13 protein-coding genes and 1 pseudogene are annotated in these 13027 nt (G+C 41.7%); all 14 read left to right on the top strand.

What is annotated here, in order from left to right:
• Nucleotides 1-533: 533 nt before the first annotated feature.
• Nucleotides 534-812 (top strand): hypothetical protein, encoded by a 279-nt coding sequence (locus tag SU60_RS20280; RefSeq protein ID WP_041157113.1) that lies wholly within the window; start codon nucleotides 534-536, stop codon nucleotides 810-812.
• 324 nt (nucleotides 813-1136) lie between these two features.
• Nucleotides 1137-1502: a hypothetical protein gene (locus tag SU60_RS20275; RefSeq protein ID WP_041157112.1), complete on the top strand. Its 366-nt coding sequence runs from the start codon at nucleotides 1137-1139 to the stop codon at nucleotides 1500-1502.
• 143 nt (nucleotides 1503-1645) lie between these two features.
• Nucleotides 1646-2032 (top strand): hypothetical protein, encoded by a 387-nt coding sequence (locus tag SU60_RS20270; protein WP_041157111.1) that lies wholly within the window; start codon nucleotides 1646-1648, stop codon nucleotides 2030-2032.
• Nucleotides 2033-2201: 169 nt separating this feature from the next.
• Nucleotides 2202-2692, top strand: a pseudogene (locus SU60_RS20265) (P-loop nucleotide/nucleoside kinase family protein).
• Between the two features lie 29 nt (nucleotides 2693-2721).
• Nucleotides 2722-3138: a DUF1090 domain-containing protein gene (locus SU60_RS20260; protein WP_245228442.1), complete on the top strand. Its 417-nt coding sequence runs from the start codon at nucleotides 2722-2724 to the stop codon at nucleotides 3136-3138.
• Between the two features lie 393 nt (nucleotides 3139-3531).
• Nucleotides 3532-5460 (top strand): threonine--tRNA ligase, encoded by a 1929-nt coding sequence (gene thrS, locus SU60_RS20255; protein WP_041157110.1) that lies wholly within the window; start codon nucleotides 3532-3534, stop codon nucleotides 5458-5460.
• A gap of 3 nt (nucleotides 5461-5463) precedes the next feature.
• A complete protein-coding gene (gene infC, locus SU60_RS20250) occupies nucleotides 5464-6015 on the top strand; it encodes a translation initiation factor IF-3 (RefSeq protein WP_084735982.1) in 552 nt (183 codons plus the stop codon).
• A 120-nt stretch (nucleotides 6016-6135) separates the two neighbouring features.
• Complete coding sequence (gene rpmI / locus SU60_RS20245) at nucleotides 6136-6330, top strand: 50S ribosomal protein L35 (protein WP_005377932.1); 195 nt, start codon at nucleotides 6136-6138, stop codon at nucleotides 6328-6330.
• Between the two features lie 40 nt (nucleotides 6331-6370).
• Complete coding sequence (rplT, locus tag SU60_RS20240; RefSeq protein WP_041157108.1) at nucleotides 6371-6724, top strand: 50S ribosomal protein L20; 354 nt, start codon at nucleotides 6371-6373, stop codon at nucleotides 6722-6724.
• A gap of 257 nt (nucleotides 6725-6981) precedes the next feature.
• The gene (locus SU60_RS20235) at nucleotides 6982-7299 is read left to right on the top strand and encodes a heavy metal-binding domain-containing protein (RefSeq protein ID WP_041157107.1); all 318 of its coding nucleotides are present in this window, start codon (nucleotides 6982-6984) and stop codon (nucleotides 7297-7299) included.
• A 432-nt stretch (nucleotides 7300-7731) separates the two neighbouring features.
• The gene (locus SU60_RS20230; protein ID WP_041157106.1) at nucleotides 7732-8541 is read left to right on the top strand and encodes a helix-turn-helix domain-containing protein; all 810 of its coding nucleotides are present in this window, start codon (nucleotides 7732-7734) and stop codon (nucleotides 8539-8541) included.
• Nucleotides 8542-8818: 277 nt separating this feature from the next.
• Entirely contained in the window at nucleotides 8819-9607 is a 789-nt protein-coding gene (locus SU60_RS20225) for a TetR/AcrR family transcriptional regulator (RefSeq protein WP_041157105.1), read from the top strand.
• A gap of 200 nt (nucleotides 9608-9807) precedes the next feature.
• Nucleotides 9808-12186 carry an efflux RND transporter permease subunit gene (locus SU60_RS20220; protein ID WP_041157104.1) on the top strand — a complete coding sequence of 793 codons (2379 nt, stop codon included), beginning with the start codon at nucleotides 9808-9810 and terminating at the stop codon, nucleotides 12184-12186.
• Between the two features lie 39 nt (nucleotides 12187-12225).
• A complete protein-coding gene (locus SU60_RS20215) occupies nucleotides 12226-13017 on the top strand; it encodes an outer membrane lipoprotein-sorting protein (RefSeq protein WP_041157103.1) in 792 nt (263 codons plus the stop codon).
• Nucleotides 13018-13027 lie beyond the last annotated feature (10 nt).

Below are 13027 nucleotides of genomic sequence, written 5' to 3'. Positions count from 1 at the left end.
GCGTTTAAGACGGATTCCCAACGCTTGGCATTCTTGGTTTGATTCAGCTTTAGTGTTTACGGCACAATGCTTTAAGTGTGGTGACATGCGTTGCTCACCACTTAATGCGGCGTTAAGCTAATCGTGAGAAATTCATATTTCATTCCCAGTTCAAGGGAAGTTGAGAAGAGAGCAAAAGTAGTACGTGTTGTAAGAATGCTACTTCAAGTCTATTTAGCAGGTAACAAATGAATATACTTCTAATGATAGCTACAGTTTTTTTGGCTAAATTTATCGGTTCACAAATGGGTTTCACCTATAGCTTATTTTCTGCTCCATTCAGTCTTAAACTAGCTCTCATTGACTTTAGTTTATATGTCGTTGCTGGTGTGGTTATAAATTTTGTTTATAACAAGGCTAAACATGCATTTAAGACCTTCAGGCAGAATTAGCCTAACAAGGTAATTGGACTCTCGCTCTAATGCAATTGCGACATTGGTAAAGTGAACTACATACAGAATATTAGGAAGATTGGCTTAGCTTAGGGAATATGTATGAATGATAAGTATTTTTTGTACTGGAGCAAGGTTAGGAAGCAGAGCTTTCTCGTCTGGGCTTTAAAAAGTACTGCGGTAATGGCAGTTGCCTTTGTAGTGTTTAACATTTTGATTAACTATCCGTCATCAGATGCAGAAAGCGTGTTAATGTACGTAAAAGCCAATGTCGTAGAATACTCGATCTTTCCATGTTTAATGTTTTTCGTTAACTGGGGCATATGGTTACATAGAGAAAGCAAGTTTAAGGTCGAGCTACAGCGAAGAAATGTCGAATAACACATATGAGCCTTCTGCCTGTCAATAGACAATACTGTTCCTTTGGCTGCGTTAGCAGCCAACCCTCCTCGAACAACAAAGTTATCTACTTCGCTTTGTCATTTCGGTCTCTCCGCTGCCTATGGCTTTTCATAGGGTCACTAGACATTTATCGATTAACCCTGACCGGCGCTATTCAAAAACAAGGCTAAACAATGGCTTTCCAAGATCGTTGTTATGAGCCTACTTTATACGTGACTTGGGTTGTGAAACTTCAAATATATTATGAAATGGATTGCACTTGGTAATAGTATCAAGGTGATCAATTTTAAAGGATGTATAGTAATGTTGGAACGCATAGAAAAAATACTAGCTCTCAATGATATTGCTTATGAAAGCAGTGAAAGTACCATGTATGTAAAACTTGGTGGTTTCAGCTCAAGGGTCAAAATTAAGTATGACTATGCGGACAACTCCTACAAATTTAGTTGTGGGGAGTTGAGAATGTTCATATCCAGTATCATCTTCTTTTGTATGGCATTCAACACACTCTCCCAAGTTAATCTCGGGCTATGGAATGGATATGCAGCAGGCTTAATGTTTGCTGCAGCCATTGGAAATCTGTTTTCAGTGATAGCCACCAATATACAAATGTTAGATTTACGAGCGCAACTCCGTCAGGAAGGTGTGTACTTGAAATCAGGCACATAACAAGCCTAGGTGATTTTTCTCGGAATACATGGAGTTGTTTGGCAAAAGCATTATGGATTAACAAAGTTACAAGTAATGCATTTAACCGGAAATGAGCGCTCAAGGTCAGTTATTACAAAGCTTGGTGTAAAGGAGAAAATTACATGATTAACAGCAGTGATTTTCTATTGAGTGATGGCACTCTGAGATTTAAAAATGATGAATACCCACTATCCAAAGTCAAAGGCGTGCGGGTAAAAACGAACACTTTAAAAGACCATGTTCTCAGGGTTATTGTGGTTGGTTTCATTGTTTCAAGTATTGTTTGGGTAATATGCCCAGACGGTTTCGGGCAATTGACGGCTCCGTTATCGCTGTTGTTGGGAGCGATTGCTGGGGGGGTGTCAGCCAAAAAATATGAGCTTCAAATTGAATTTCAGCACTCAGACGAAACTGGATTGCAATGGATCTCTGTGGCTAAATCTAGTAAGCAAGCAGGATTTAAGGTTTTTGAAAATCAAGCAAAAGAAATTGGTGTAAAAATTATATAGCGAACGGCTCAAGAGGGGCGGGGCAACGTGTGGCTTTTTTAGCTTAAATCGACTTTTCTATTTACTGCATATTTGGTTTGAATCGGTTTTTGTGTTTCCGGTGTTATAATATGTTTTTGTGGTAGTGTGACTTACTACTCAAGCAGAAGTTAAAAGTAAAAGAGGCATTATGACTAAAGTCTATTTCGTCTGTGGGTTTATTGGCTCGGGTAAAACTACGTATTCTAAAGTGCTTGCAGATAAGTATAAGGCGTTTCGCTTCTCGATAGATGAATGGATGATTCCTCTGTATGGGGAACATATGGAACGCGAAGTTTTCGATCGTCGTTTGGCTACGCTACAAGAGTTATTCAAAGAATCTGCTCTTCAACTCTTTTCACTTGGTGTCCCGGTTATTTTCGATTTTGGGTTTTGGCGAGAAGCGACCGAGCCGTATTTATTGATTGGGCCTCGAAAGTGGGGATTGAGAGCGAAGTCCATTATCTTGATGTCCCATTTGAAACTTGCAAACAGAGAGCGTTCGCTCGAAATTCAGACTTGAATGGCAAGTCGTATGAAATGACAACGGAAATGTTAGAATTATTCTGGTCTTGGTTTGAAATTCCAACTTCAAAAGAAAATGTTGTCTGGATAAATAGAGATACTGAACCACACTTGTAACAATTTTTCCATAATATGGAAACACCTACATGAAAACAATGGACATTAAAATAATGTTAAAATCCTCATGCGTAATATTGTCAATATTATCATTTAGTGTTTTTTCTTCGGAGAATTGCTTGGAGTTTTCTGGATGTGAAAGAAAATCTTGCGAAATTGAACAGAAAATACAGGAAGCTGAATTATCTAATAATCAGAATAAGATTAAAGGGCTTAAAGTCGCTTTAGCAGAGGTAAAATCTAGTTGTAGCAACATAAACATCAAGGATGAGTTATCCGATGAGATTAAAGAAGTTCAAAATGAAATTGCTCGGTATAACGTAGATTTAGAAGAAGCAAAAAAAATTGGGAAAGAGACCAAGGTAAAAAAATACCAAAATAAAATTAAAGAAGAAGAGCGTAAACTAGAATTGCTTTTACAAGAGTTATCTGAATTAGATGAGTAAAAGCTAGCATATATTCAAGTGACCTCAAGATGCAGGATTCAGAGCTTTATTAATCAGTTCAGTTCAATCTAAATAACAGCAGAAATGGTGACTCCCTTTCAAGGTATCCGAGAACGATTGATGAGCTTAGCGAGTATGTGATTGTTAGGTTGTGCTTACTTGTGTAATGTCAGTGCTCTAACCCTTCCACCATGTAATCGTTCAGTGCATGGTGAATATTCGATTACAAGGGCAAATCGCTCTTTGCATTCTAAATGTGAGCTATGTACAATCTGTGTTCCGATAATGGTCCGGTATTCGTGTTACCGAGAGGCCGTTAACGCTCTCCAAAATATCTTTTAATTTGAATAACATGTGTTGCTTGGTATGCAACACCACTGTAAAGGACATAGCATGCCTATAATTACTCTTCCTGACGGTAGTCAGCGTCAATTTGACAATCCAGTATCTACAATGGAAGTTGCGCAATCGATCGGTCCTGGTCTTGCAAAAGCAACCATCGCTGGCCGTGTTAATGGTAATCGCGTTGATGCGTGTGACCCTATCGAAGAAGATGCAAGCCTAGAAATCATCACAGCAAAAGATGAAGTAGACGGTCTGGAAATCGTTCGTCACTCTTGTGCTCACCTTCTTGGTCACGCCTTAAAACAACTTTATCCGCACGCTAAAATGGCGATCGGTCCAACGATTGATAGCGGTTTCTACTACGATATCGACTTAGACGAGTCTCTAACGCAAGACGATCTTGAAAAGATTGAAAAGCGTATGAAAGAGCTTGCGAAAACCAAGTACGAAGTCGTTAAGAAGAAAGTCAGCTGGCAGGAAGCACGTGATACGTTTGAATCACGTGGCGAACCGTACAAAGTGGAAATCCTAGACGAAAACGTTTCTCGTGACGATCGTCCAGGCCTTTACCACCACGAAGAATACATCGACATGTGTCGTGGTCCTCACGTTCCTAATATGAGCTTTTGTCAACATTTCACGCTATTGAATGTTGCAGGTGCATACTGGCGTGGTAACAGCGACAACAAAATGCTTCAGCGTATCTATGGTACAGCCTTCCACGACAAGAAAGCATTGAAAGCTCACCTAACTCGTCTTGAAGAAGCTGCGAAGCGTGACCACCGTAAAATCGGTAAGCAACTAGACCTGTTCCATATGCAGCAAGAAGCGCCGGGTATGGTGTTCTGGCATCACAATGGTTGGTCAATCTTCCGTGATCTTGAGGTTTTCATTCGAGCGAAGCTAGACGAATATGGTTACCAAGAAGTAAAAGGTCCACTTATGATGGATCGTGTACTTTGGGAGCGCTCTGGTCACTGGGATAAATACGCAGATGCCATGTTCACGACTTCTTCTGAGAACCGTGAATACGCAATTAAACCAATGAACTGCCCTGGTCACGTACAGATCTTTAATCAAGGTCTAAAATCATACCGTGATCTACCGCTACGTATGGCTGAGTTTGGCTCATGTCACCGTAATGAACCATCAGGTGCACTACACGGTATTATGCGTGTACGTGGCTTTACTCAGGATGACGCTCATATCTTCTGTACAGAGAGTCAGATCCAAGAGGAAGTAACAAACTGCATTAAGATGGTTTATGATACGTACCAAACTTTCGGTTTTGACAATATCGTAGTGAAGCTGTCTACTCGTCCAGAAAAACGTGTAGGTTCTGATGAAATCTGGGACCAATCTGAAGAAGCATTGAAACTGTCGCTTGAATCAATGGAAATTCCATATGAGATTCAAGAAGGCGAGGGTGCATTCTACGGTCCTAAGATTGAGTTCACGCTATATGACTGTCTAGACCGTGCATGGCAATGTGGTACTGTTCAATTAGACTTCAATCTACCAGGTCGCCTAGGTGCAACTTATGTAGGTGAAAACAATGAACGTCTTGTTCCGGTAATGATTCACCGTGCGATTCTAGGTTCACTAGAACGTTTTATCGGTATTCTTATCGAAGAGTATGCTGGTTTCTTCCCAACGTGGTTGGCGCCAGAACAAGCAGTTCTTATGAATATTACTGATAAGCAGTCAGATTATGTTCATGAAATCGTACAAAAACTGCAAAAAAGTGGAATTAGAGCAAAAGCGGACTTGAGAAATGAGAAGATTGGCTTTAAAATCCGCGAACACACTTTGAAGCGTGTACCATATATGCTTGTTGTCGGTGACCAAGAAATGGAAGCTGGCGAAATTGCAGTTCGTACTCGCAAAGGTAAAGATCTCGGTAAATTTAAAGTGGATGACTTTATTGCATACATCCAAGACGAGATTTCAAGCCGTAAGCTCAATCTGGAGGAATAAGCTATTAAAGGCGGAAGACGCGGCCAACAGCCGGTAAAACAAAACCCACACCGTTTAAACGGTGAAATTCGTGGCGTTCGTGAAGTTCGACTAACAGGTGCTGATGGTGAATCAGTTGGTGTTGTATCGATCCAAGAAGCGATTGCTGCTGCTGAAGAAGCAGGTATGGATCTTGTTGAGATTAGTCCTAACGCTGAGCCGCCAGTTTGTCGTGTGATGGACTACGGTAAATTCCTCTTTGAGAAGAGCAAAGCTGCGAAAGAGCAGAAGAAGAAGCAAAAGCAGATCCAGATTAAGGAAGTTAAATTCCGTCCTGGGACTGATATCGGAGACTATCAGGTAAAACTACGCAACCTGACTGGTTTCCTTGAAGACGGCAACAAAGTGAAGGTAACAATTCGCTTCCGTGGCCGCGAGATGGCACACCAAGACATCGGTGTCGACGTTCTAAACCGCTTGAAAGAAGACACTGCAGAAATTGCTGTAGTGGAATCTTTCCCTAGCCGTATTGAAGGTCGTCAGATGATCATGGTGCTAGCCCCTAAAAAGAAGTAATTAACGGCTCATCAAGTAATTAAAGCCTAGCCGGTTCCTTATAATAAAGGTATATACGGCTAGGTTTTGTTCGCCCTAATTACATTGTTATTAAACTACTACAATGCGGAGTTATTCATCATGCCTAAGATGAAAACCAACAAAGGTGCTGCTAAGCGTTTCAAGAAAACTGCTGGTGGTATTAAGTACAAGCACGCTACAAAACGTCACATCCTGACTAAGCGTACTACTAAGAACAAGCGTCAACTACGTCCTAATGCAATCCTTCCTAAATGTGAAGTGGCTGCAGTAATTCGTATGTTGCCATACGCTTAATTCTTTTTAGTTATCAATCGTTTAGTTTAGGAGAAGCATAATGCCTCGCGTAAAACGTGGTGTACAAGCTCGTGCACGTCATAAGAAAGTTCTAAAACAAGCTAAAGGTTACTACGGAGCACGTTCACGTGTTTACCGCGTAGCTTTCCAAGCAATCACTAAAGCTGGTCAATACGCTTACCGTGACCGTCGCGCTAAGAAACGTCAATTCCGTCAACTTTGGATTGCACGTATCAATGCGGCATCTCGTCAAAATGGTCTATCTTACAGCCGTTTCATCAACGGTCTTAAGAAAGCATCTATCGAGATCGACCGTAAGATCCTAGCGGACATCGCAGTATTCGACAAATCTGCATTTGCAGTTCTAGTTGAAAAAGCGAAAGCTGCTCTTTAATTAGCAGTTTAGGTTTAAGAAAAGGAGAGCATTCGCTCTCCTTTTTTATTTTTATTTTTATTTTTATTTTTATTTTTCTATACCCTACAAAGTCACTTTTTCCAGTCTATGCTTGTCTCTAATCTCTGGTCAGCCCACCTCACCGTCTCTCTCATACAATAACCTTGTTTGTCGCAATAACCCTATCATTGTCTTATCCAGACCTAATTTTAATGCTAGATTAATTCAGGTAAGTTTTAATGCGCTAGGAGAATCAAATGATTTATACAACAACGGACACTATTCCCGGAAAAAACATTGCTGAAATCAAAGGGGTCGTTACAGGGAACGTGGTTCAATCTAAACATATTGGTCGTGACTTAATGGCTGGAATAAAAAGCATTGTTGGTGGGGAGATCCGCGGCTATACCGAAATGATGACTGAGGCAAGGGACATCGCAATCCAGCGCATGGTAGAAGAAGCGACGAACAAGGGGGCTGATGCTATTGTCGGGATTCGTTTTACAACAAGCTCTATTGTTGATGGTTCCTCTGAAATCCTGGCTTTTGGTACTGCGGTGAAGCTTGCAGACTAGTCGTTTATTTGCGATGACTGCATGGTATAAGTGAAGTATCAAAAAGTATGATGGGGCTTGAGTGAAAGCCTCATTTGTTAATGTCTCTTAAAAGCTTTCTGCGTCATTCTAAATCCAACTATAAACAACTCGACCAATGAGTATATTTGTGAATTATTATTCACAATTCCTGCCTTTTATTGCATTGGATTATCCACGTATCTTAACGTTATTTTTCTTAGTACGCCTTTTAATGATGTTTTATTAACGCAAAGTGTGATTTTGTGCCAAGCATTTGTGTCTTTAATAAGTGATGTAGACCATAAACCTATCAATAATATCAATGAAATTGAGCGAAGTAATATGTCATGGAAATGTGAAAACTGATATATTGATGAATAATTATTATAACAATTAAATTGTACAAACTGGTTATTATCAAAAGGAAAATGAATGCGAGATTTGACTCCTGAATATTTGCTCGCGGCTCTACGACAAGCAATTAAAACGAAAGGGCTCACATATCGAGAACTGTCAGAGAAAATGGGGATGCCTCTATCTACACTCAAAAGGCATTTGACGAGTAGTAACTTAGGGGTGGATAAGTTACTTGAGTATTGTCGCGCCGTTGATTGTACTTTAGATGAGCTACAAAAATTAGCCGACCAACTTCAAGGTGATGACGAAGATTACTTCAGTCGAACGCAAGATGAAGTCTTCTTCCAATTTCCTCGCCTTTATGATTTTTACCGCGAGCTGCGCATGCTACGAGGCAAAGACGGGTACTCAATTATTAAGAAAAAGTATGAACTAAGTGAACAGAGTATGTCTGATTACCTTAATGCTTTAGAGTTGCTTGATCTGGTTTATGTTGATGAAAACAATAACATCACACTTCACGGTCCGCTTTACTACAGTTATGCAGAGAACTCAAAGCTCAACGACAAATACACAGAAATCATTAAGAAGCAGGCGACCTCACACGATAAATGCGTTCGCGTAGCGCTAGCTCGGATGAAGATAACTGAAGAGCAACTACTGCAGTTAGAAGAGCAAGTGGCGAAAGCAGTACTTGATTTCCATTCTGAAAACATGGTGGCGGAAAACTTTGATGTGTCAGATTTTAGCAATGTTGTCTTGTTGGCAGGTCCGCATCAACCTGTCACGTTTTCTGATGGTATCACTGAAACCGAAGCGCGCTTTATCGACGATATTCGTTATGCGATAGCTTCCGCTGGAGAAAAACCAAGTTTGTCCATTTAGGACAAATCTGTCCCTCGGACTCAGCCAATATTTTTCGGAATCTGTTTACCGGAGCGTCATTGGTTGGGTTCTGGCGCTTTACCTCTTCACACTTGTTCCCATTTCTCAACAGACCCTAGATAAGTATTAGATCAGATTCATACTTGTAATACGTAATTTATGTATTATTATGACGATGTGTCATTTATGACGGTTCGTCATTTTTCATCTGGCGTTCCTGCATTGCATAATCGTGTTACAATTACCAAGAATGTGTTGGTATACGGATCAAAGGATTATGTTTAACTTTCTCAGTGAGAAGGATAGTAAGCAAGATGGGTTGTGTACTTCTTCCGGATTAACGAAAAAGCAACAGGCGATTGCGGATCGAGAGGTAGAGCTGATTCAGTTGGCAAAGTCTCTGGTTCAAGAGCAAGGTTTTGCTAACTTAACGATGGATAAGCTGACAGCGGCTAGCCCTTATTCGAAGGGGACGATCTACAATCACTTTTGTAGCAAAGAAGATGTCATCTTAGCGCTTTGTATTCATTCGTTAAAAAGTGAGGCATTGTTTTTTCAGCGGGCTATTAACTTTGAGGGTAATACCCGGGAGAAAATTATCGCTATGCACGTTGGTTATCGCATCTATGCTCGTATGGAGCCGGTGCTTTCTACCTGTGCTATTGTCGCTAAGACCCCTTGGGTGCTGGAGAAAGCATCACCTAAGCGCGTGAATGAGTTGAATAACTTGGAAGAGCAGGTGATAGACGGCGCTGATTCGTTGGTCAACAGTGCTGTAGAGTGTGGAGACCTTAAGTTTTCGCCCGCAATTGGTGCTGATGCTATCGTTTTCGCCAATTGGTCTATTGCTTTTGGTTCCAATGCGCTCGCGCAAAATGCATCAAATAGCCGGTGCATTCAACGCATTCAAGACCCATTCTCGGTATTGCATAACGCGAACATGTTGCTCGATGGCTTGGGCTGGACTCCATTATCAACCGAATGGGATTACCGGAAAACTTGGCGTCGTGTCGAGCAGGAGTTGTTCGGTGACGAGCTTGCTTATTTAGAATCAGTGAATCGCTAAGTGGATAAGCCAGTCTGAGGTTAGATTGGCTTTTTAATACAACTAAGTGACGAATCGTCAAAAACTATCATTCAGTCTTGAGGCTATATCGAGGCTTATTGAGTACTGAGGGCTAAAATCCTCAACACAAAACGATGTCATGCAGCAATTGCTGTTTTTTTAGTTATTAAATTTGACGAAACGTCACAAAGGAGAGTGTGATGCCTGATCATAACGTCCACAAGAGTGAAGAAGCCGGATGGGGTAAGGTTCCAATCAAGTACAGTGTTTGGGTCGTTATGGCCACGATTATACTGATTACCATTGCAACCATTGGAGGGAAGAATCTCTATTTTCGCGGAGATTACGATATCTTCTTCGATGAAAGTAACCCCCAACTGCTAGCATTTGATGAAATCCAAACAACGTTTGCAAAGTCAGATAGCCTAGCATTAGTGATTGCACCTGAGAGTGGCACCGTTTTTACGCCAACGACTTTAACTCTGATTCAAGAAATTACGGATGAAGCATGGCAGGTTCCGTATTCGACCCGTGTTGATTCTATGGCTAACTATCAACATACAGAAGCATCGGATCATGATCTCCTTGTAGAAGATTTACTCTATCAAGACTACCCACTGACTCCGGAAAGAATAGACAAAATCAAGCAAGTCGCACTCAGTGAACCGTTATTGAAAAACGGACTCGTTTCAGAAAATGGCGATGTGGCAGTGGTGAATATCACGGTGAATCTTCCAGAAGTTGATAAAACTGCAGAAGTGCAAGAGGTGGTGGCCTATATCGACAAAATGGTCGCACGTTACCAGCAAGCGTATCCCAATATGGTGTTTCACAAAGCGGGTATCATCGCAATGAATCATGCCTTTATGACCGCCGCTCAAGATGACAGCTCGGTATTAGTACCAACGATGTTGTTGGTTATCTTGGTGTTTCTGACCTTGATGTTGCGTTCATTTCTGAGCGTTATCGCAACACTCATTGTGATTGTTGGCTCTGTGATGGTCACAATGGGGTTATCCGGTTGGGCGGGCATGTTCTTGAGCACAGCAACGGTAAATGTCCCTACGTTGATCATGACACTCGCAGTCGCTGACTGTGTGCACGTTATTGCCTCGATGCGTCAATCGATGCAAAACGGTATGAGTAAAGCCAGTTCTATTCAACGCAGCATCACGCTTAACTTCATGCCTATCTTGATTACTTCTGTGACCACCGCGATTGGATTTTTGATGATGAATATGTCGGATTCTCCAATCCTAAGAGACTTTGGCAATTTGTCTGCGCTAGGTGTAATTATTGCGTTCTTACTTTCGATTACTTTGCTTCCTGCATTACTTAACCTATTGCCAATTAAGGTAAAACCTCACCAAGCAGACAAACGTAAACACGTTATGGACCATTTAGGTGACTTTGTGGTGTCAAAGAGACGCACGTTGTTGCCGTTATCTGTGCTCGTCATTGCTGTGAGCGCGAGTTTGATTCCATTAAATAGCGTGAATGATGAATCGGTGGAGTACTTTGATAACAGTAACGAATTTCGCCGAGCGGCTGATTTTATGGAAGAGCGAATCAGTGGCATGACAAATATCAGTATTGCGATTAAAACCAATGAGTCACAAGGAATCGCAGCGCCAGAATTTCTCAATACCGTAGGAGACTTTTCAGATTGGTTAAGAGAGCAGCCAGAAGCGGATCACGTGGCGACACTCAGTGATGTTTATAAACGTCTGAATAAAAACATGCATGGAGACGATCACTCGTTTTATTCGCTGCCACAAGATCGGGAGCTCGCCGCACAGTATTTACTCCTGTATGAAATGTCATTGCCATACGGGTTGGATCTCAACAATCAAATCAATGTCGACAAGTCGTCGCTCAAAATGGTTCTTACCGTAGAAAACTTAGGTAGTGTCGAACTTGTCGACTTGGAAAATCGAATCTATCAATGGTTTGAGACAAACGCGCCGCAGTATGAGGTTGTAGCGTCTAGCCCTTCATTGATGTTTGCGCATATTGGCGAAACGAACATGGCCAGTATGTTGTCGACTTTGCCAATTACACTGGTGTTGATTTCTGCACTGCTAATTTTTGCGCTTCGCTCACTGAAACTTGGTGTTGTCAGCCTTGTACCTAATGTTGCTCCCGCGATCATAGGGTTTGGTATATGGGCTTTATTCTCCGGTGAAATCAATTTGGGACTGTCGGTGGTTGTTACTCTCACACTTGGCATTGTAGTAGATGATGCGGTTCACTTTCTGTCCAAATACCAAAGGGCGCGTAAGGCAGGCCAAAATGCAGAACAGGCGGTTCGTTATGCATTTCACACTGTTGGGCGAGCGTTGTGGATAACCACAGTGGTACTTGTCGCTGGTTTTTCTGTGCTTGCGATGTCCAGTTTTCGTCTTAACGCGGATATGGGGCAACTCAGCGCTATCGTTATATTCATCGCACTGGTCGTGGACTTTGTGTTCTTGCCAACCTTGTTGATGTTGTTTGACAAAGCCTCTTATGGCGATGTGGCGAATCATCACAAATTGAAATCAAACGACGCTCAAAATATCACCGCGACTCAGTTATAGCGGATCAAAGTCAATTACCACTAAGCAAAGGAGTGAACAATGAGTTTATTAAAACATGTCGTAACGGTATCGACGATCATGGTTTCATTATGTGCCAGCCATGTCTCGTTAGCGGATGAAACCAAAGGTTTAGAAATCGCAAAAGAGCGCAAAGCCCGAGATGAAGGCTGGGGAGATTCGGTAGCAACAATGGAGATGATTTTACGAAACGCTCAGGGCGAAAGCAGCACACGATTAATTCGATTGAATTCACTTGAGGTCGCCGATGACGGTGATAAAGGGTTGACCATATTTGATGAGCCAAGAGACGTTAAAGGAACGGCTTTCTTAAATCACTCGCATACGGTCGGAGCCGATGATCAATGGCTTTATCTTCCTGCACTGAAACGAGTGAAGCGCATCTCTTCACGCAACAAATCAGGGCCGTTTATGGGCAGTGAGTTTGCGTATGAGGATCTCAGTTCATTTGAGATTGAAAAGTATCACTTTAATTACCTCAAAGATGACTCGATAAACGGTCAAGATGCGTTTGTTGTAGAGCAAATTCCTACGGATAAGAACTCGGGTTATACAAAGCAAATTGTATGGGTAGACAAGGCTTATTATCGTCCTCTAAAGGTGGAGTATTATGACCGAAAGGGCACGTTGCTGAAGACCTTGACGTATTCGGATTACCAACACTATCTCGACCAATATTGGCGCGCTCACACCATGGCGATGATCAATCATCAAACAGGAAAAAGTACCGAGCTAACGACAACCGAAATGACGTTTAAGACCGGGCTAACTGATAATGATTTTCATAAAAACGTGTTAAAGCGAGTGAGGTAGTGGGGGAGAC

It is taken from the genome of Vibrio mytili, assembly GCF_000830505.1.
GTDB classification, from domain to species: domain Bacteria; phylum Pseudomonadota; class Gammaproteobacteria; order Enterobacterales; family Vibrionaceae; genus Vibrio; species Vibrio mytili.
Note: the sequence above shows the minus strand (reverse complement) of the source record. Positions and strands in the feature narration are given on the sequence as shown.